The following is a 17,435-nucleotide window of genomic DNA, read 5'->3' as shown; positions in this document are numbered from 1 at the left end:
GCTCGCTACGTTGCGCGCGAATCTGATCATCCCGCCGTATCGCGGCGGATAACGTGTGGTGCCCATGCAATGTGGGCAAGCGTACTGAATAAAAACGCCGTGGGCCGTAGTTTGGCGGACAACCCTCCTTGTCCGATTCCAGACACTCATGGCACCCACCGGCAAACAACATTGCGACACCTTGGACCTGATCCGCGCGCTGGCGGCAGGCGCGGTGTGCATCAGTCATTTGCGCAATCTGCTGTTCGTCGACTACCGCACGAGCACCGGTATTGGACTTGCGGGCAAGGCATTCTATTTCATCAGTAACTACGGTCACACCGCGGTGATCGTTTTCTTCCTGCTGAGCGGCTATTTCGTCGGCGGCTCGGTGCTGCGGCAGGTCGAAACGGGGACATGGAACTGGCAGCGCTATCTGACCGAGCGCATGTCGCGGCTATGGATCGTGTTGATCCCGGCCTTGCTGCTGACGCTGTTCTGGGACCGCATGGGCATCGCGCTGGCAGGCGGGCCTTTTTATCTGGGGACCGAGGGCACATTCGATCAGCAGATCAATGTGGCCTCGCATCTCGGCCAGGCGACGCTGCTGTGCAATCTCGCGTTCCTGCAGACACTCACGTGCGGCACATATGGCTCCAATGGACCGCTATGGAGCCTCGCCAATGAGTTCTGGTACTACATGTGGTTTCCCGCCTGTTATGTCCTGCTGCGCCAGCGTCGCGGATTAGGCGCAATCGCTGCGGGCGTGTTCGCCCTGGGCACGATGATCGCGTTTCCCTCGCTTCTGAGCGGGTTCGGATTATGGATGCTTGGCGTCGTACTCGTATTGCTTGAAAAACGCTTCCCGGCGCGCGGCACGCGAACAGGTTTGCCATGGTTCACGCTTGCCAGCGGGACAGTTTTTATTGCTGCGCTAGTGGTGTCACGGATGTTCTTGTTGAGTAACGACTGGATCGTCGGCGTGCCGTGTTTCGTGTTCCTGCGCTGCATACTCTGGGAAAACGTTCGCCTGCATCCTGCGCCGCTGTCGCGTATCGCGGTTCTCTTTTCCGGATTTTCCTATTCGCTGTATCTGACGCACTTCTCATTCATTCTTTTTGTGGCAGCGGTCGGGTTCGGGCAGCGCATCCAGTTTGACGGCCGGGGCGCGCTGGTGTTCGTGGCCATGCTGGTTATCTGCTATGTATACGCGTTCGCAGTCTATCTGCTGTTCGAACAGAATACGAAACGCGTGCAACGTGGCATCCGGCAGTTCCGCTTTCTACGACCCAAGCCAGGTCCAGCCACGCCGCATAGCTGATTAACGCGGCAGCGCCACTTAACTTAATCTGCATCATTGCATTGCCACCAATCGGGAAACCCCTAGCATCCTGCATCGATGGTTCGCGTTAGTCTCTTCAAAAGAGGAGACGATCCATGAGGCAAGCGTTCAATATTGCTGTGGTGTTGCTGCTTGGCTATCTGCTGGCGGATAGGGCGCTGATGCGCGCGCAAGCGGGAGAAATGGGGACAATAACGTGCCACCAGGGCGCGGAGCTGGTCAAGTCGGGCGCATTGAAAAAGGGCTTCGGTGACGCCGGCGCCAGCAGCCAGGGTGAAAATTTCCTGTCGAGCTGTCTCGTCACGGGGCGTGGCCAGGTGGGCGACCTGATCGCCCGCGAATGACGCAAGCAGCCTGGTATCGCTGAGGCTTCGACAAGGAATACATAAAAAGCGCCCAGACCGCGAGGGTCCAGGCGAAGTCATCGGGAGCCCGATGACGGAGGTATCGAATACAGAACTGGCCCGCGATCGGGGATACTCGGTCGCGGGCCAGTTCGTTTGAATCAGAGCGCGCGGCTGTTTTGCGCGCGTAGCGGTCGATCAGGGCAAACGGCGTGGCCTCTGTGGTTCGTTCCGCTGAACAGCGTGGTCACCAGCCTGGTTACCCGCTTAGTTGCCGAAATAAATCGACTTCGGACCATTCGCCGGAACCGGGTGACCCGACTGCGACGAGCCATTCACCACGCCGCCGTAACCGCTTTCGGCGGCTTGTGCGGTGCCGTTCTGCGTGGCCACACGGGCTTGCGCAGCCTGAATGTCAGCCGGGTAGTACGGGTCAGAACGGCCCGGCTGGTAGCCGGCTTTCTCGAGTTGAATCAGTTCTGCGCGCACTTGAGCGCGGGTCACGGGCTGGTTTGACTGAGCAAACGAAGCAACAGGAGCGGCCAGCACAGCGGCGATAACAACAGCTTGAATGAGCGATTTCATGATGAACTACCTCCAGTTCGGTCTTTATCTTGCTACGAGCGGTGTTGTTCGTAGTCAGTGATTACATTGTAGTTTTGAGATCTGGCTGGAGTAACCGTCAATTCAGGTAAGGTTTGTTGCGATATTTGCAATAAAAGAAGGGGCTTCGGTTGATGAGTCCTGTGCGTATGGCTTGCTAGGATCGCGATGCCGCGACTGGGGCGCCGTCTTGCGGCGTATCCGCAGGGACCTTCGTGGACTGTGAGAGCCGGGTGAAGGCCTGGCTGGTGCGCGCTTCACGCTCATCCCGGGCGTGATAGAAGTCTTTGCTGAGCCACTGCCCGAAACGCATCATCGCGGAGCCGAGTGCGCTCTTTAGCAGAACCCACCCAGTTTCGTTACGGGCGAGATGCGATGCTGACTCGACCAAATCCGCGGCCAATTTATCCAGCTCCGCGTGCAAGTAGTCCGCAAAATGATGGAGTCCGTGTTGGTTGCCGTTCGACGACTTCTTTTCCAGGTCCACGTGCTCCGCAATCAGGGATTGATTGGTCACGCGGATAAAAGCTGGCGTATCGGACCGGGCAATGCCGGTGGAACGGATCGCCGGTCCGACGCTTGCCGCAGCCTGCGTGCGATTGCCGAGCGGCGCAAGCCCCCACTTGTCGGAGAGGTATTTCAGCAGACTGCAATGATCGAATTGCGTATGGCACACGCCTGCGTCGCACCACGGGGATACGAGAATAGCGGGGACGCGCACGCCGAGTTGGGTGAAGTCGAAACTGTCCGTGTGTTCGTCGGGTGCCACGGCATTCGATGGCGGTGGAACATGGTCGAAGAAACCGCCATGTTCATCGTACAGGATGACTAATAATGTGCGCTCCCACAGTGTCTGATTGGAACGCAGCGCATTGTAAGTGTCGGCGATCAGTTTTTCCGCCTTCATGATGTTGTGCGGCGGATGATCGTCGTTCTGTGCTTCGCCGAAGTATTTTGGCTCGATGAGGACGAACTGCGGAAACGCGTTCGCGGGGCCGGCAGCATCCTCGAAGAACGTGTCGAACAGGTGGTAATTTGCGAGATTTTCCGTTCGACGCTGGTTTTTCAGCAGCAGTGACGCGGGAAAATCGTAGAAGTAAATCTTCCACGTTTTCTCTTTGTCATTCAAACGGTCGAAAATCGTGTCCTGGTTTTGCTCGCTGTACCACCTCGGATTCAGGGCATTGAGCCCCTCGGGCATCCCCACCTCGCCCATCGACGTACCCGTCAGCGCGAAATAACGGTTTGGCCAGGTTGGGCCGGGCAACGATGAGAACCACTTGTCGCACACGGTGAATTGCTCACCCAGCATGTGCAACGCTGGGAGAAAGCCACGCGGGTAATAGCCCATGACGTCCTGCCGCGCGGCGAGGGTGCTCTTTGGGTAGTCCTTCACGAACGATCGAACGAAGCCACCGTTGTCTCCCGCGATCTGGGCCAGAACGGCCTCGTATCCGTGGTCCGGATCGTGCTGCATCTGTCGCTCTTGTGTTGCCTGAGGGAAGAAGATATGGCCTTCGCCGTCGTCGTTGGACTTCGACGCGGCGTTGCGTATTCCATCCAACCCGGCGTGTACTTCGTCCAGACAGCCGAGCATCTGATCGAAGGCATGATTTTCCATAAGCAGCAGGACGACATGTTCGATCTGGTCCTTCGGCGCATTCCCCACATTCGGTGTGTTTGCCTCGCTTGCTGCCGCTTCGCCGTCGTGGACGTCACTCATATTCATCGCTCCAGCAGGGGATTGGATGGATTTTCTGTGCGTACTGCCGTGTCAGTTCGATCAGGTGATGCCAGCGTTGCAAACGTAGCGCAAAACGCGCCATTGCGAAAGCGTGTCGTGCTTCGGCGCGTTATGCTGAATGAGAGCAAAGCGGAACGAAAAAAGGGCGCCGACGGCGCCCTTTTTCCCTTTACGACCTGACGGTCAACTCAAACCGCTGCTGGCCGCCACTTCAACAATCGCTGTTCGATCGCCGTCAGCAGATAGTCCGCAGCCAGTGCGACCACCGCCAGCACAATCATTGCCGCGAATACACCGCTTGCATTAAACGCGCCTTGCGCCGTGGAGATCAGCAGGCCGATACCTTGCTTGGAGCCGAGGAATTCACCCACCACCGCGCCGACCAGCGCAAAGCCGAAGCTCACGTGCAAGCTGGCAAGAATCCAGCTCAACGCCGACGGAATCACCACCGAGGTCGTCACCTGACGGCGCGACGCACCCAGAATCTGCGCATTCGCGATCATGTAACGGTCAGCTTCACGCACGCCCTGGAACGCATTGGCGAACACAACGAAGAACACCATCACCACCGCCAGCGCCACCTTGGAAGCCATGCCAAGACCGAGCGAAATCACGAAGATCGAGCCGAGCACCACGCGCGGAATCGAATTGGCGATCTTGATGTACAGGCTGAACACGTCGGAGAGCAGCTTGTTGCGGCCGAGCACGATGCCGCAGACCACGCCCGCCACTGAACCGATGATGAAGCCAAGACCGGTTTCTTCCAGCGTGACCCAAACCTGGGTGAGCAGCGGGCCTTGCGACGTGCCGTTCACGAACCAGTCGATGATCTGATCGAAGATCGCACTCGGCATCGAGAAGAAGAACGGATCGATCCACTTCAGGCGCGCGGACAATTCCCACCCGCCGAGCACAACCACCAGCACGATAATGCGCAGCGAGATCACCAGCGCATGGCGTTGCCGGATGCGTTTTTGCGCGACGCGTTCGACTTGTGCGAGCGTCGCGGGGTCGATACCCGAAGGCATCGTCTGTTGAGGGGTAGTAGACATGTTTGCCGTTCCTTGATTAACCGATCTGTACTTCTTCGCGCAGGTCGTGCCAGATGTCGCGCGAGATTTCGATAAAGCGTGGGTCGTAGCGAACCTCGGACGTGACGCGCGGACGTGGCAAATCGATTTCGTACACTTTCTTCAGCGTTGCCGGGCGCGCGGTCAGCACGAACACGCGGTCGGCGAGCGCAATCGCCTCTTCCAGATCGTGCGTGACGAACACCACCGAGCCGGCGCCGCCCCACAGTTGCAGCAGTTCGTCCTGCATCAGCGTGCGCGTCTGCATGTCGAGCGCCGAGAAGGGCTCGTCCATCAACAGGATTTCCGGCTTGTTGATGAAGGTTTGCGCGAGCGCCACGCGCTTTCTCATGCCGCCGGACAGTTGATGCGGATAGTGCTTGCCGAACTTGTCGAGGCCCACACGGCGCAGCCATTCGTTGGCTTCGTCGTACGCGGCGGATTTCGAGCGGCCGCGATACAGCGGACCGGCTGCGACGTTATCGAGCACCGAACGCCACGGAAACACGGCGTCTGCCTGGAACACGAAGCCGATACGCGGATCGATGCCGTCCACCGGCGCGCCCATCACGCGCACTTCGCCGGTGGTCGGCTTCAGCAAACCGGTGATCAAGCTGAGCGTGGTCGACTTGCCGCAACCCGTCGGCCCGACAACCGCGACGAATTCGCCGCGCGCCACCGACATGCTGAAGTCGCGCAACGCGATCGTCGCCTTGCCGTCCGGAGAGATGAAGCGGCACGATACGTTGCGCAGCTCGATGGCGGGCGTATCGCGTGACATGGGTTGATTCATCGGCTGGTGCCTCGCAGTTCTCTTGGATGTTGATAGGGCGCTATGTCGACGGCGTTACTTCGCCGCGGTCTTGACCGTTGCCGACACGTAGTCGTTGGAGTAGGTCTTGGCGAGGTCGATATGCTTACCCTTCACCGAAGGATTGAACGCCGACAGCACCTTCAGGACGGTGTCCGGACCGTCGGCGGGCATCTTGCCGTCCTTCGTGAACATCGGCAGCGACGCCTTCAGCGCGCCGACGTACAGGTCCTTGTTGTTGCCGTAGTAGTCTTTCGGCATCTTCGCTGCGATCTCTTCCGCGCTATGCGTCGCGATGAAGTTCAGCGTCTTTGCGAACGCGTGCGCGAGTTTCGTGGCGTCTTCCTTGTGCGACTCGGCCCATGCGCGCTGCACGTAGAAGCTCGAAGCCGGATACGTGCCGCCGAGCGCGGCGCGCGTGCCTTCCAGCGTGCGCATATCGACCAGCACCTTGGCGTCGCCGGTCTTCAGCAACTGCGAGACGGTCGGCTCGGTGGTCATGCCCGCGTCGATGCGGTTCTGCTTGATGGCGGCGATAAAGCTGTTGTCCGCGCCGACCGGCAGCAGCGTGTATTGCGTCGACGGCACGCCCGCGCGTTGCGCGAGGTATTGCGTGAGGAAGCTGGTCGACGAGCCGAGACCGGTCACGCCGAGCGTCTTGCCCTTCGAGTCGGCCATGCTTTTAAACGTATCGGCAGCCTTGGTGGAGACCATTTCCACTTCACCCGGCACCTGGCCGAAAATCACCAGCGCCTGGACTTCCTTGCCCTTGCTCTGCAGGTCGATGGTGTGATCGTAGAAGCCCACCACGCCTTGCACCGCGCCCGCGAGCAGTTCGTTTTCCGCGTCCACGCCGGCCGGTTGCGAGAGGATTTCGACGTCGAGGCCTTCGTCCTTGAAGTAGCCGAGCTGCTCCGTGAGCCTGGCCGGCAGATAGATGATTTTGGTGGCGCCGCCGACCATGATCGTCAGTTTCTCGGCGTGAGCCGCGGCTGAAGCGGCGGCAAGGGTGAACGCAACACCTGACACAGCGGCAATCTGGCGCAAGGTACGCATGAAGCAGTCTCCTTTGGTTTGGTCGCCGCTATGTACGGATGCGGCGCTTTCTGGGTGAATGACGGCGATTATAGAAATTGGAAACCTTCTGGCAGCTTTCGGGGCTGTCCGCAAATCATGGGTGTTAACCCGAAACTTTGGCGCAACCCGGGCACAACCCTGCGGCAAACGTCCCGACGTGTTGCGCAAACCGCGCCGAACGCGCGCAAAGCCCTTGTTTTACGGCACAATCGGCGTCCTGACTTTTGCCGCTCATTTTGCCCATCGTTTGCCGTCAAATTTGCCGTCCCCGCCATGAAGCTGCTGCTCATCGAAGACAACCCCACGCTGGCGCACTGGCTCGCGAAGATGCTGGAGCAGGAGGCATTCGCGCTCGACGCGGTGCAGGACGGCGACGCCGCCGACCGCCTGCTGCGCACCAATCACTATGACGTGATCCTGCTCGACCTGAATCTGCCGAAGCTGTCGGGCAAGAACGTGCTGCGCCGTTTGCGTCAGCGCGGCGACGCCACCCCGGTGCTGATCCTCACGGCGAGCGGTTCGATCGACGAAAAAGTGGAACTGCTCGGCGCCGGTGCGGACGACTACCTGGTCAAACCTTTTGAAGTGCGCGAGCTGATTGCGCGGATCAAGGTCGCGATCCGGCGTCAGTCGCCGTCGAAATCGAGCGAGGTGCTGTGCGGCGATCTCGCGTTCGACATCGACACGCGCCAGTTCACGCTGAAGGGTGCGCCGCTGAACGTCACGCCGCGCGAGCGCTCGGTGCTCGAAACGCTGATTCTGCGTTTGGGCAAGACAGTGACGAAACCCGCGCTAGTCGACGCGATTTTCACGCTCTCGGACGAACCGAGCGAGGACGCAGTCGAAATCTACATTTCGCGGCTGCGCAAGAAGCTCGACGGCAGTTCGGCCGCGATCGTCACGTTGCGTGGGCTCGGTTACCTGCTGCGCAAGAAAGAAGATGACCAATAGCCTGCGCATGCGCCTGCTGTGGTGGCTGCTGGTGCCACTCGCGTTGTACGTGTTCGTCACCGGTAAGGCGGAGTACGACAATGCGCGGCGCACGGCGGATCTGGTGCAGGACAATCAACTGATCTCGTCGGCACGGATGATCGCCGGCGAAGTGGAATGGGTGGACGGTTTTCTGCGCGTGGATGTGCCGCCTGCGGCGCTTGAAGTGTTCGTGTCGCCGTATCGCGACCAGGTGTTTTACAGCGTGCGGGTCGACGATGGCCGCCTGCTGGCGGGCACACCGGATTTTCCGCAGCGCGCGCCGTCCGCGTCCGACACGGCCGATCACTACGACACCGAACTCCACGGCCAGCCCGTGCGCGCGGTCGGCCTCGTGCGCCTGATGTACGACAACGGCGCGACGCGCCGCGTGCGAGTCACAGTGGGCAAAACAGTGCGCTCGCGCGACGCAATGGCGCAACAACTGTGGCAGCCGCAACTCGTGCGGCAGATCGAGATGATCGTGCTGGCAGTCGCGCTGGTCTGCATCGGACTCACTTTCGAATTGCGGCCGCTGATGAAAGTGAAGGAAGACGTCGCCGACCGCGACCCCATGCAGCTTGAGCCGATTCGCGTCGAGCGGCTGCATACCGAGTTACGGCCCATCGTCGAAGCGATCAATCAATGTATCGCGCGCCTCGGCGTGCAGGTGGCCGCGCAACGGCGCTTTATCGCCGACGCCGCGCACCAGTTGCGCACGCCGCTCACGCTGCTCGGCACGCAATTGCAGTTCGCGCGCCAGCAGGACGGCCTGAATCCCGCGCTCGACGAAGCGCTTGCCGCGATGCACCGCAGCAACCGTTCGATGGTCGGACTCACTAACAAGCTGCTGTTGCTCGCGCAGGCCGAGGCCGCCGATAACACGCAACTGGCGGTGGAAACGGTGGATCTGGTGCCGCTGGCCATGGAGGTGGTAGAAGATCTGGCGCTGCTCGCGCAGGCCCGGAACATCGATCTCGGCGCGGAGCTGAACGGTCACGCGCGGGTGGCTGGGCATCGCGGCCTGCTTCAGGCGTTGATCTCGAACCTCGCGGAGAACGCGATCCGCTATACCGGCAGTGGCGGCCACGTCACGGTCGCAGTCAGCGCGGACGCCGATCGGGTCGCCGTGTCGGTGCTGGACGACGGCCCCGGCATTCCGGCCGAGTCGCGCAGCCGCGTGTTCGAACCGTTTTTCCGGGCGTCGGTAGACACGGAAGGAACGGGGCTGGGCCTCGCCATCGTGCGCGAAATCGCAGACGCGCATCACGGAGAGATCACGCTCAAACCGGGCGAGGCCGGCAAAGGCGTGCACGTGAGCGTCTCGTTTCCGCGTGCGGCTGCGGAAGGAATTCAATCCGGTTAATCCAGCCGCTTTGAATCAGCGGCTTCAAAGGTAGTCGGGACAAACCCTCGATCGGTACTAGAAACGCGTGGCGAAAGCTTCGGGAAGGATTCGCGCCCCTAGAATTTTTGGCAGGCGATCCATCAAACGCCTACCGCATACGCGGAATATAACGGAGACATCCACAATGAACCCTGCTTTGACGCGCCTTTCGCGCGCCGTCCGCGCCGTTGCCGCGGCTTCGCTTTCACTTTTTCTGATCGCCCAATCGACGGCGCCCGCGCAGGCCGCAGCGCCGGAGAAAGTCGTCATCATGGTGGGCGGGATTACCAAGCTCATCTATTTGCCCGCCCGTCTGACTGAACAGCTCGGCTACTTCAAGGCCGAAGGCCTCGACGTCGAACTGCTGTCGCAACCGGCGGGTGTCGATGCGGAGAACGAACTGCTCGCGGGCAGCGTGCAGGCGGTGGTGGGTTTCTACGATCATTCGATCGACCTGCAGGCCAAGGGCAAGGAAGTGAAGGCGATCGTGGTATTCGGCCAGGTGCCCGGCGAAGTGGAGATGGTGGCGTCGAAGCAGGTCGATACGATCAAAAGCATGGCCGACGTGAAGGGCAAAACGCTTGGTGTGACCGGGCTCGGCTCTTCGACCAATTTTCTGACGCAGTACCTGGCGAATCTCAAGGGTGTGCCGAGCTCGCAGTACACGGTGCTGCCGGTCGGCGCGGACAACAGCTTTATCGCGGCCATCAAGCAGAGCCGCATCGACGCGGGCATGACTACCGAGCCGACCGTCTCGCAGTTGCTGAAGACCGGCGACGCCAAGGTGCTGATCGATATGCGCACGCTGGAAGGCACGCGCGCCGCGCTCGGCGGTACCTACCCGGCATCGAGCCTGTACGTGCAAAGCGCGTGGCTCGATACGCACCCGCAGGAAGCGGCCAAACTCGCGCGCGCCTTCGTGAAAACGCTGCAATACATGCATACGCACAGCGCCGAAGAAATCGCCGCGCAAATGCCGAAAGACTATCTCGGCAGCGACAAGGCGCTCTATATCAGCGCATTGAAGGCTTCACTGCCCATGTACACGGCCGACGGCAAGATGCCCGCAGACGGTCCGGAAACGGTGCTGAAAGTGCTCGCGGGTTTCAATCCTTCGGTGAAGGACCGGCATATCGATCTGTCGCGTACTTTCACCAATCAGTTTGTCAACGAGGTGAAGCCTTAAGATGAATGTTGGCGCATCTTGAGGCGAGGTGCGCCGGCTTCCGGAAAAGAGGAACGACGAATCGTGTTTTCAGGCAGTTTGCGCGGACGCTTGCTGTGGTGGCTTTTGCTGCCACTGGCGGCGTTCGTTTCCATTTCCGGCATGATTTCGTATCGCAACGCGCAAACTACAGCCGACCTGGTTCAGGACAACGCGTTGCTATCGTCAATGCGCATCATTGGCGAGGACATCGACTGGGACAACGGCAACGTGTCGATCCAGATTCCACCGGCGGCACTCGAACTGTTCGAGTCGCCAGAACAGGACAATGTGTACTATCGCGTCGAAGCGAGCGGCCACCGCCTGCTGGCCGGCAATCTTGAGTTGCCGGTGCCGCGCGGCGCGGGCGACGTCCCCATGCTTTACGCCACCCATCTCGACGACGGCCGCGCGGTGCGTGCGGCCGCTTATGTGCGGCAACTATACGACTCGGGCCGCACCGAAGAAGTCGTCGTGGTGGTCGCGAAAACGGAAGGCTCGCGCGATGCCATGGTGTGGCGCCTGTTGCGTCCGCAACTGTTCGGCGAGGTGCTGACGCTCGTGCTCGCCATGGTGTTCGTCTATCTCGGGCTGACCTTCGAATTGCGGCCGTTGATGAAGGTGAAAGACGACGTCGCCGATCGCAACGCATCGCAACTCGAACCGATACGCGTGGCGCGTTTGCATGTCGAATTGCGGCCGATCGTCGAAGCGATCAACCAATGCATCGCGCGCATGGGGCAACAGGCCGCGACCCAGCGGCAATTCATCTCCGATGCCGCGCATCAGTTGCGCACGCCGCTCGCGCTGCTGGTTGCGCAGATCCAGTTTGCGCGGCAACGTGAGAATCGGGACGTGCCGCTCACCGAAGCGCTGGCCGGCATGCATAAAAGCAGCCGCAAGCTGACCACCTTGACCAACAAGCTATTGCTGCTCGCGCAGGCCGAGTCCGCTGCGCTATCCAATGCGCGTGAACGGGTCGATCTGAGCGCGTTGATCGCGAGTGTGCTGGAGGAGTTGATCGCATTCGCGCAGTCCCGTGAAATCGATCTGGGCGCAGAACTGGAAGACGGTCTGTATGTGACCGGAGACGAGGCATTGACCGCGGCGCTCGTGACCAATCTTGTCGACAACGCGCTGCGCTATACGCAACCCGGCGGCCGCGTCACCGTGCACACGCGGCGTGACAATGACCGGGCGATCGTGCGGGTGATCGACAATGGGCCGGGTATCAGAGCCGAGGCAAGGGCGCGCGTGTTCGAGCGTTTCTATCGCGCGTCGAGTCACGCCGACGGAACCGGCCTCGGTTTGCCGATCGTGCGCGAGATCGCTTACCGGCAAGGCGGCACGGTTACACTCGAGCCCGGGGAGGGCGGTGTTGGTCTGGTCGTCACTGTCGAGATGCGACTATGGTCGGCAGCGGTTTGATACGCTGCCACTTCAGGGGAAACCGATGAAACTGCTGCTGGTTGAAGACGACGCTGACCTCGCGCGCTGGGTGATGAACCTGATGCAGGTCGAGAATTTCGTGATTGACTGGGCGCAGGACGGCGAGCGGGCGGAGACGCTGCTCGGCATGCAGTGCTACGACGCGGTGCTGCTCGATCTGCGGCTGCCGGGCATTGGCGGCAAGGACGTGCTGGCGCGTCTGCGGCGCAAACGCGACAACGTGCCCGTGCTGATGCTCACGGCCAATGGCTCGACCGACGACAAAGTGGCCTGCTTCTCGGCCGGTGCGGACGATTATGTCGTCAAACCCTTCGACGCACGTGAACTGGTGGCGCGCATCAAGGCGCTGATCCGCCGCCAGGCGGCTGGCGACAAAGGCCAGTCGATCGACTGCGGCGATTTGCGCTATCTGTTCGATTCCCGCGAATTCGTACTACAAAACGAACCCTTGCCGTTACGGCGGCGCGAACACGCGATCCTCGAAACATTGATGCTGAAACAGGGTAAGACGGTCTCGAAGTCCACGCTGATGGACAAGGTCTTCACGCTCGACGACGAACCCAGCGCGGACGCCATCGACATCTACATTCACCGCCTGCGCAAGCACCTTGCATGCTCCAGCGCGAAGATCATGACCCTGCGCGGGCTCGGCTACATCCTGCGCGAAGAGGTATCGCGGGAAGCGTTTGCCGAGGCGTTATAGCGCCGTGGCGCAGTTTTGAATCGCTCGCCCGACCATTGTCAACACCGTTGTGTTTAGTGTTTTCACCGACGTTTCCTGCACTTCCGCGAAAGAGGCGTGAAGGGTTGGTCTGACTATCCTTTGTTCTGCTACTCAAGTGGATATCAGATCATTTCAACGCAGCAGGATCGGAGGGGACGATGGTAAAAAAAAGCAGCTTGTTGCTGGTGGCGAGCACCGGCGCATTGGCGATGGGAAGCGCTCACGCGCAGTCGAACGTACAGCTTTATGGCTTGATTGATCTGAGCGCGGTGTCTTATCAGACCAACGCGAATGCTGATGGCAAGCATGTGGTTTCAATGGGTATCAACGGCGAGCCGTGGTTCAGTGGCAGCCGTTTCGGTATGAAGGGTGCGGAAGACCTGGGTGGCGGCCTGAAGGCGATTTTCAAGTTGGAAGCCGAGTACCGCGTGAGCGACGGCGCCATGGAAGACCCGGGCCAGATATTCGACCGCGATGCATGGGTGGGCGTGGAGAGCGACACCTTTGGCAAGTTCACCGCCGGTTTCCAGAACACGGTTGCGCGAGATGCGGCTGCGATCTACGGCGACCCGTACACCAGCGCGAAGCTGACCACCGAAGAAGGCGGCTGGACCAACACCAACAACTTCAAGCAGCTGATTTTTTACGCGGGCAGCGCAACCGGCACCCGTTACGAGAACGGGCTCGTCTGGAAGAAGCTGTGGAATAACGGCATTTTCGCGTCGGCGGGTTATGCGTTCGGCAACAAGACGAGCTTCGGCAACAACGCCACATATACGGCCGCCCTCGGTTACAACGGCGGTCCGTTTAACCTGTCGTCGTTCTACAACCACGTCAACAATAACGGCTTCACCAATAAGGCCTACTCGGTGGGCGGCAATTACACGTACAGCATCTTCCGCGTGAATGCCGGCTATTTCCACTACACCGGCGATCAGGGGGCGTTGGGCCAACGCCGTGACAATGCGTGGACCGTGTCGTTCAAGCTGGCGCCGAAGGGCCCGCTCGACTACGAAATCGGCTATCAGCAGATGCACACGACGAACGCCGCATTCGACACTAACGGCAGCATTGCCAATGCCAACCTGAGCTTCGATCCGGATACGGGCACTGGCAGCGGCTACAAGGAGACCTTGTACGCCTCGATGTTCTATCACCTGTCCAAGCGCACCGAGCTTTATGTGGCCGGCGATTACATGAAGCTGCACCACGGCTATGTCGTGGCGACGACGTACGGCGCGAAGAACCAGTTGGAGTTGACGACGGGTATTCGCACGCGTTTCTAAGCATTGATTTGAAGGCTGGGGAGGTGGCGCACGGTTAAGTTGAGGCGCTGCTGAAAGCCTGTGGTCATAACGCCGTGTGCATCGTGTATGCACACGGCATTTTTTGGGGCCTCGCCAGCGTGATCTCATCGCGGGCGGCGGCAAGGCGGCTGATGCCGGTGCTTGTGCGATGCATCGGCCGATCGTCTGTCTGAATCGCCATCCGATCTCCCGATAGAAAAAGGTGTGTACGGCGTTCTGCCTATCGGTATCTCCGTAAGGTATTCATAAGGTTTCCCGTTGCATATTCGGCGCATTGAGTTAGCGCGAGCGCGAGCACACCTGCTCGCCACGTCGAATTAAATACCTGTTCATGGGAGAACCCGCTTGCTAGAGACCTCCACTTATCGTGTTGCTGAGATGCGCAACAAAGTGCCCGAGGCAACACTTGTCTTCTGGGCGATCAAGATCATGGCGACAACGGTTGGCGAAACCGGCGCGGACTATCTGGCCGTGCACGTGGGGCTAGGCACCGCGCTCACCGGCGCGATGATGCTCGCCTTACTGATTGCAGCATTGGCCGTGCAACTTCGCATGCGCAAGTACGTGCCATGGATCTACTGGCTGACGGTGGTACTGGTCAGTGTAGTCGGCACGCAAATTACCGATGCACTGACCGACAAGCTCGGCATCAGTCTTTATGTCAGCACGATTGTGTTCGCCCTCGCGCTGGCCGTGGTGTTCGCGCTCTGGTATCACAGCGAGCGCACGCTGTCGATACACACTATCTACACGACGCGACGGGAGCTTTTCTACTGGGCGACTGTGTTGTTCACATTCGCGCTGGGTACTGCGGCCGGAGATCTCGCGACCGAAGCGTTGGGGCTCGGTTTCATGATCGGCGTCGTGGCATTCGGCGCGCTGATCGCTTTGGTGAGCGCTGTCTATTACGTTGGCGTGAATCCGGTGCTCACTTTCTGGCTTGCCTACATTCTGACGCGGCCGTTGGGCGCCTCGTTTGGCGATCTGCTTTCACAGTCGCGTGCATACGGCGGTATCGGTCTCGGTACGATCAATACGAGCGTGCTATTCCTCAGTGCAATCGTCGTGCTGGTCATTTTCGCGAGCGCGGTCGAGCAGCGGTCCCTGCGTACTGTCACGGCGCGCGAACCTTGAGTGCGCCTCATTCGAGCAGTCGTACACGCAGTCTTTTTCAATCGCATATCGGATCAAAGAGAAGAGAACAATCATGACTCAACGCACCCTCGGCAAAGCCGTCATCGCTTCCTTCATCGCTATTTCCGCTATCAGCTTCGGGCATCGCGAGGCGGGCAGGCCAGGCTTTCCATCGGCGGAGGCGGCGGAACCTGTCAAGGCGTCGAAGCTCGGCGACCTGTCGCCGTTCCGCAAGATCGCCGCCGATACCGCGGCATTGGTCGACAAGGGCGACCTTGCGGGCGGTAAGTCGCGCGTCAAAGATCTGGAACTCGCCTGGGACGACGCCGAGCCTTCGTTGAAGCCTCGCGCCGCAGCGGACTGGCACACCGTCGACAAAGCGATCGACCGCTCGCTGAGCGCGTTGCGCGCCAGCACGCCGAATGCGGCGCAATGCAAGCAGTCGCTCGCCGATCTACTGGCGGTGATCGATCGGATGAGCGGCAAGGTCTGACATGTCAGGCGCGAGCGATCACAGAAGCGATCCGGCAGGGAGTGGGCCGCTTCTGAATCGATGTGGTATGCGAAGCAATGATTGCTGCTGAGTCAGCAGGTTGAAAGCTCGGGATCGCACAGAGGCAGGCGCTCATTCACCTGGTCGAGAACGCCCGTTCTTTTCCATGCCATATATCGAAGATAGCAAGTCTGCTGCGGCGGAAAAGTTGCCGGCAGCCTGTGCCATTTTTCTTTTGTTTGCATCACCCAGAGTATCGCGTTGAGGATCTCGCGATCGCTGCGACGGGGTCGCCCGCGGCCTGACGAGACCACAGGAAAGAGACTCTGGACGCGAGCCCAGTCGGTGTCGGTGAGAGGAATCTGAAGCATCGGCCGCCTTGAATGACTGTGTGGGAAATGCGCAGTCGTTGCATGCTGCGTTCGTGCCGATACTAGTAAATCTTTTTTTCTCGGTCAAATTTTATTGTTGCAGTGCGACACCTTAATTCGCCGTTTGTTGTATAGCGATCTTATTCGCAATGCATGTCACAGTTTACCAGTGCACAGGGAATGACGTGTGGTAATCAACTCGCTGCGCGGTGCACCGTAACGTCGAGGTGAAACGCTACGTAACATTCGCGATTCATACAATTGTATGACGATAGAAATTGCGCTTCGACAGGTTTGATCGTATCGCCGTAAACCATTGCCCGATAAGGTTGTTCGGTCGTGGTCGCTGTTACGTGGCATAAAGAGCGCGCCGCTTGGCACGACATGTGCGTACGTTAGCCAGGTTAAAAATTTGCGCCTACGTCATGCTAACGCTCGATTATGAAAAGCCCGTATCGCTCGCAACTACGTTCGGCACGCGTGCCGCGTGCGCTGAACAGACTGATTGGGTCGACTCGCGCGACGATCCTATGGCACTGAGCGAACTCGACAGCCGCGTCAGCGAAGGTCTGCGCGCGGGCGAATTTCATCTCGTGTTTCAAGCTGCCTACCGCGCGGCAAGCGGAGCGCTGGCGCGCCTCGAAGCGCAGGTTCGATGGACGCATCCTGACTACGGGCTGCTGCTTCCCGGCATTTTCATGATGCCGCTCGAGCATCCGCAGGTCGCGCTGGAGATGGCCTTGTTCGTCATCGACGGCGTGTGCCGTGAGCTGCGCGACTGTCTCTCTGCGAAGATAACGCTGCTGCCGGTCGCGATTACCGTGCCGGCACAGGTTGCGGTGCTCGAGTCGTTTGCCGACGATCTGACACGCATTGCGCGCTCGTATGGCGTGCCGGCCAACCTGCTTGAAATCGAAGTGCCCGAAAGCGTTGACGCGACCCGTCTCCTGTCTCTGCGGACCTTGACTGCGGGCCTCCGGTCTGCGGGCGCCGGCATTTCACTGGGCAAGTGGGGTAACGGCGCGTCCTCGCTCGCACAGCTCGGCGCGCTCGATGTGGACACCGTCACGATGGCGCCGGAACTGATGGGCACGGTTCCGCGTGATCCTCGTGCCTGCGTGGTGATGTCGGCGTTACTGGATCTGCTCCATGCGCTTGACGTACAGGTCGTGGTGAACGGTGTCGAGACCAAAGCACAGTTGCAATGGCTGCGCTCATGGCCGGAAGCACTGGTGCAAGGCTTCGTGTTCTCACGCCCGAAGGCTGGCTTGGCCAACGTCCTCACGCTACGTAGCGAGCCGTGACGAAGGCACAAGACGTTACGTAACGTCTTGTGCGCCATGCCATTGAGACGAGCATCCCCTGCTCGCCGAAAATTACGCCTTTACGCCACCGAAGCAATTGTCTGCTTCCACCGGCAACTGATT

At 59.9% G+C, this 17,435-nt stretch carries 17 protein-coding genes; 11 read left to right on the top strand and 6 right to left on the bottom strand.

Features of this window, described 5'->3' with window-relative positions; translation table 11 throughout:
• The first annotated feature begins 148 nt into the window (after positions 1–148).
• Together PQR40_RS07735 and PQR40_RS07730 are read left to right on the top strand one after the other, a co-directional pair.
• Positions 149–1,300, top strand: a complete 1,152-nt coding sequence (locus tag PQR40_RS07735; protein WP_408339304.1) for an acyltransferase family protein — start codon at positions 149–151, stop codon at positions 1,298–1,300.
• A 116-nt stretch (positions 1,301–1,416) separates the two neighbouring features.
• A complete protein-coding gene (locus PQR40_RS07730; protein WP_408233181.1) occupies positions 1,417–1,665 on the top strand; it encodes a hypothetical protein in 249 nt (82 codons plus the stop codon).
• Positions 1,666–1,932: 267 nt separating this feature from the next.
• Here the strand turns inward: PQR40_RS07730 and PQR40_RS07725 are convergent, their stop codons facing one another.
• The 5 genes from PQR40_RS07725 to PQR40_RS07705 form a co-directional block, all read right to left on the bottom strand.
• On the bottom strand, positions 1,933–2,250 hold the full coding sequence (locus PQR40_RS07725) for a DUF4148 domain-containing protein (RefSeq protein ID WP_408233178.1): 318 nt from the start codon (positions 2,248–2,250) through the stop codon (positions 1,933–1,935).
• Positions 2,251–2,425: 175 nt separating this feature from the next.
• Positions 2,426–3,991 carry an alkaline phosphatase family protein gene (locus tag PQR40_RS07720; RefSeq protein WP_408391557.1) on the bottom strand — a complete coding sequence of 522 codons (1,566 nt, stop codon included), beginning with the start codon at positions 3,989–3,991 and terminating at the stop codon, positions 2,426–2,428.
• A 209-nt stretch (positions 3,992–4,200) separates the two neighbouring features.
• On the bottom strand, positions 4,201–5,064 hold the full coding sequence (locus tag PQR40_RS07715; protein ID WP_408233173.1) for an ABC transporter permease: 864 nt from the start codon (positions 5,062–5,064) through the stop codon (positions 4,201–4,203).
• A 16-nt stretch (positions 5,065–5,080) separates the two neighbouring features.
• Positions 5,081–5,875: an ABC transporter ATP-binding protein gene (locus PQR40_RS07710; protein ID WP_408233170.1), complete on the bottom strand. Its 795-nt coding sequence runs from the start codon at positions 5,873–5,875 to the stop codon at positions 5,081–5,083.
• A 54-nt stretch (positions 5,876–5,929) separates the two neighbouring features.
• Positions 5,930–6,949, bottom strand: coding sequence for an ABC transporter substrate-binding protein (locus PQR40_RS07705; protein ID WP_408233167.1), 1,020 nt, complete (start codon positions 6,947–6,949; stop codon positions 5,930–5,932).
• A 294-nt stretch (positions 6,950–7,243) separates the two neighbouring features.
• On the opposite strand from PQR40_RS07705, the gene PQR40_RS07700 reads away from it, so the two are divergent.
• The 8 genes from PQR40_RS07700 to PQR40_RS07665 all read left to right on the top strand — a co-directional run bounded on the left by PQR40_RS07700 (position 7,244) and on the right by PQR40_RS07665 (position 15,637).
• Positions 7,244–7,921 (top strand): response regulator, encoded by a 678-nt coding sequence (locus tag PQR40_RS07700; RefSeq protein ID WP_408212571.1) that lies wholly within the window; start codon positions 7,244–7,246, stop codon positions 7,919–7,921.
• Complete coding sequence (locus tag PQR40_RS07695) at positions 7,911–9,305, top strand: sensor histidine kinase (RefSeq protein ID WP_408508695.1); 1,395 nt, start codon at positions 7,911–7,913, stop codon at positions 9,303–9,305. The genes PQR40_RS07700 and PQR40_RS07695 overlap by 11 nt, the downstream gene beginning before the upstream one ends.
• 166 nt (positions 9,306–9,471) lie before the next feature.
• Positions 9,472–10,512, top strand: a complete 1,041-nt coding sequence (locus PQR40_RS07690) for an ABC transporter substrate-binding protein (RefSeq protein WP_408391561.1) — start codon at positions 9,472–9,474, stop codon at positions 10,510–10,512.
• A gap of 63 nt (positions 10,513–10,575) precedes the next feature.
• Entirely contained in the window at positions 10,576–11,958 is a 1,383-nt protein-coding gene (locus PQR40_RS07685; RefSeq protein WP_408233158.1) for a sensor histidine kinase, read from the top strand.
• Positions 11,959–11,983: 25 nt separating this feature from the next.
• Entirely contained in the window at positions 11,984–12,682 is a 699-nt protein-coding gene (locus PQR40_RS07680) for a response regulator (protein ID WP_408233155.1), read from the top strand.
• 179 nt (positions 12,683–12,861) lie between these two features.
• Positions 12,862–13,989 carry a porin gene (locus tag PQR40_RS07675; protein ID WP_408233152.1) on the top strand — a complete coding sequence of 376 codons (1,128 nt, stop codon included), beginning with the start codon at positions 12,862–12,864 and terminating at the stop codon, positions 13,987–13,989.
• A gap of 399 nt (positions 13,990–14,388) precedes the next feature.
• Positions 14,389–15,144, top strand: coding sequence for a COG4705 family protein (locus PQR40_RS07670; RefSeq protein ID WP_408233393.1), 756 nt, complete (start codon positions 14,389–14,391; stop codon positions 15,142–15,144).
• Positions 15,145–15,217: 73 nt separating this feature from the next.
• Positions 15,218–15,637, top strand: coding sequence for a histidine kinase (locus tag PQR40_RS07665; protein WP_408233149.1), 420 nt, complete (start codon positions 15,218–15,220; stop codon positions 15,635–15,637).
• A 92-nt stretch (positions 15,638–15,729) separates the two neighbouring features.
• Here the strand turns inward: PQR40_RS07665 and PQR40_RS07660 are convergent, their stop codons facing one another.
• On the bottom strand, positions 15,730–16,008 hold the full coding sequence (locus PQR40_RS07660) for a transposase (RefSeq protein ID WP_408233146.1): 279 nt from the start codon (positions 16,006–16,008) through the stop codon (positions 15,730–15,732).
• A 425-nt stretch (positions 16,009–16,433) separates the two neighbouring features.
• On the opposite strand from PQR40_RS07660, the gene PQR40_RS07655 reads away from it, so the two are divergent.
• Positions 16,434–17,312: an EAL domain-containing protein gene (locus PQR40_RS07655; protein WP_408233143.1), complete on the top strand. Its 879-nt coding sequence runs from the start codon at positions 16,434–16,436 to the stop codon at positions 17,310–17,312.
• Positions 17,313–17,435 lie beyond the last annotated feature (123 nt).

This window comes from Paraburkholderia sediminicola, from assembly GCF_046026855.1.
Lineage (GTDB): Bacteria > Pseudomonadota > Gammaproteobacteria > Burkholderiales > Burkholderiaceae > Paraburkholderia > Paraburkholderia sediminicola_A.
Note: the sequence above shows the minus strand (reverse complement) of the source record. Positions and strands in the feature narration are given on the sequence as shown.

What these genes read in the sequence shown, in the direction of transcription:
- PQR40_RS07665 (WP_408233149.1), top strand. Translation starts at nt 15,218, where the DNA reads ATGACTCAACGCACCCTCGGCAAAGCCGTCATCGCTTCCTTCATCGCT.
- PQR40_RS07715 (WP_408233173.1), bottom strand. Translation starts at nt 5,064, where the DNA reads ATGTCTACTACCCCTCAACAGACGATGCCTTCGGGTATCGACCCCGCG.
- PQR40_RS07670 (WP_408233393.1), top strand. Translation starts at nt 14,389, where the DNA reads ATGCGCAACAAAGTGCCCGAGGCAACACTTGTCTTCTGGGCGATCAAG.
- PQR40_RS07675 (WP_408233152.1), top strand. Translation starts at nt 12,862, where the DNA reads ATGGTAAAAAAAAGCAGCTTGTTGCTGGTGGCGAGCACCGGCGCATTG.
- PQR40_RS07695 (WP_408508695.1), top strand. Translation starts at nt 7,911, where the DNA reads ATGACCAATAGCCTGCGCATGCGCCTGCTGTGGTGGCTGCTGGTGCCA.
- PQR40_RS07700 (WP_408212571.1), top strand. Translation starts at nt 7,244, where the DNA reads ATGAAGCTGCTGCTCATCGAAGACAACCCCACGCTGGCGCACTGGCTC.
- PQR40_RS07725 (WP_408233178.1), bottom strand. Translation starts at nt 2,250, where the DNA reads ATGAAATCGCTCATTCAAGCTGTTGTTATCGCCGCTGTGCTGGCCGCT.
- PQR40_RS07655 (WP_408233143.1), top strand. Translation starts at nt 16,434, where the DNA reads ATGCTAACGCTCGATTATGAAAAGCCCGTATCGCTCGCAACTACGTTC.
- PQR40_RS07720 (WP_408391557.1), bottom strand. Translation starts at nt 3,991, where the DNA reads ATGAGTGACGTCCACGACGGCGAAGCGGCAGCAAGCGAGGCAAACACA.
- PQR40_RS07710 (WP_408233170.1), bottom strand. Translation starts at nt 5,875, where the DNA reads ATGAATCAACCCATGTCACGCGATACGCCCGCCATCGAGCTGCGCAAC.
- PQR40_RS07730 (WP_408233181.1), top strand. Translation starts at nt 1,417, where the DNA reads ATGAGGCAAGCGTTCAATATTGCTGTGGTGTTGCTGCTTGGCTATCTG.
- PQR40_RS07735 (WP_408339304.1), top strand. Translation starts at nt 149, where the DNA reads ATGGCACCCACCGGCAAACAACATTGCGACACCTTGGACCTGATCCGC.
- PQR40_RS07660 (WP_408233146.1), bottom strand. Translation starts at nt 16,008, where the DNA reads ATGCTTCAGATTCCTCTCACCGACACCGACTGGGCTCGCGTCCAGAGT.
- PQR40_RS07705 (WP_408233167.1), bottom strand. Translation starts at nt 6,949, where the DNA reads ATGCGTACCTTGCGCCAGATTGCCGCTGTGTCAGGTGTTGCGTTCACC.
- PQR40_RS07690 (WP_408391561.1), top strand. Translation starts at nt 9,472, where the DNA reads ATGAACCCTGCTTTGACGCGCCTTTCGCGCGCCGTCCGCGCCGTTGCC.
- PQR40_RS07680 (WP_408233155.1), top strand. Translation starts at nt 11,984, where the DNA reads ATGAAACTGCTGCTGGTTGAAGACGACGCTGACCTCGCGCGCTGGGTG.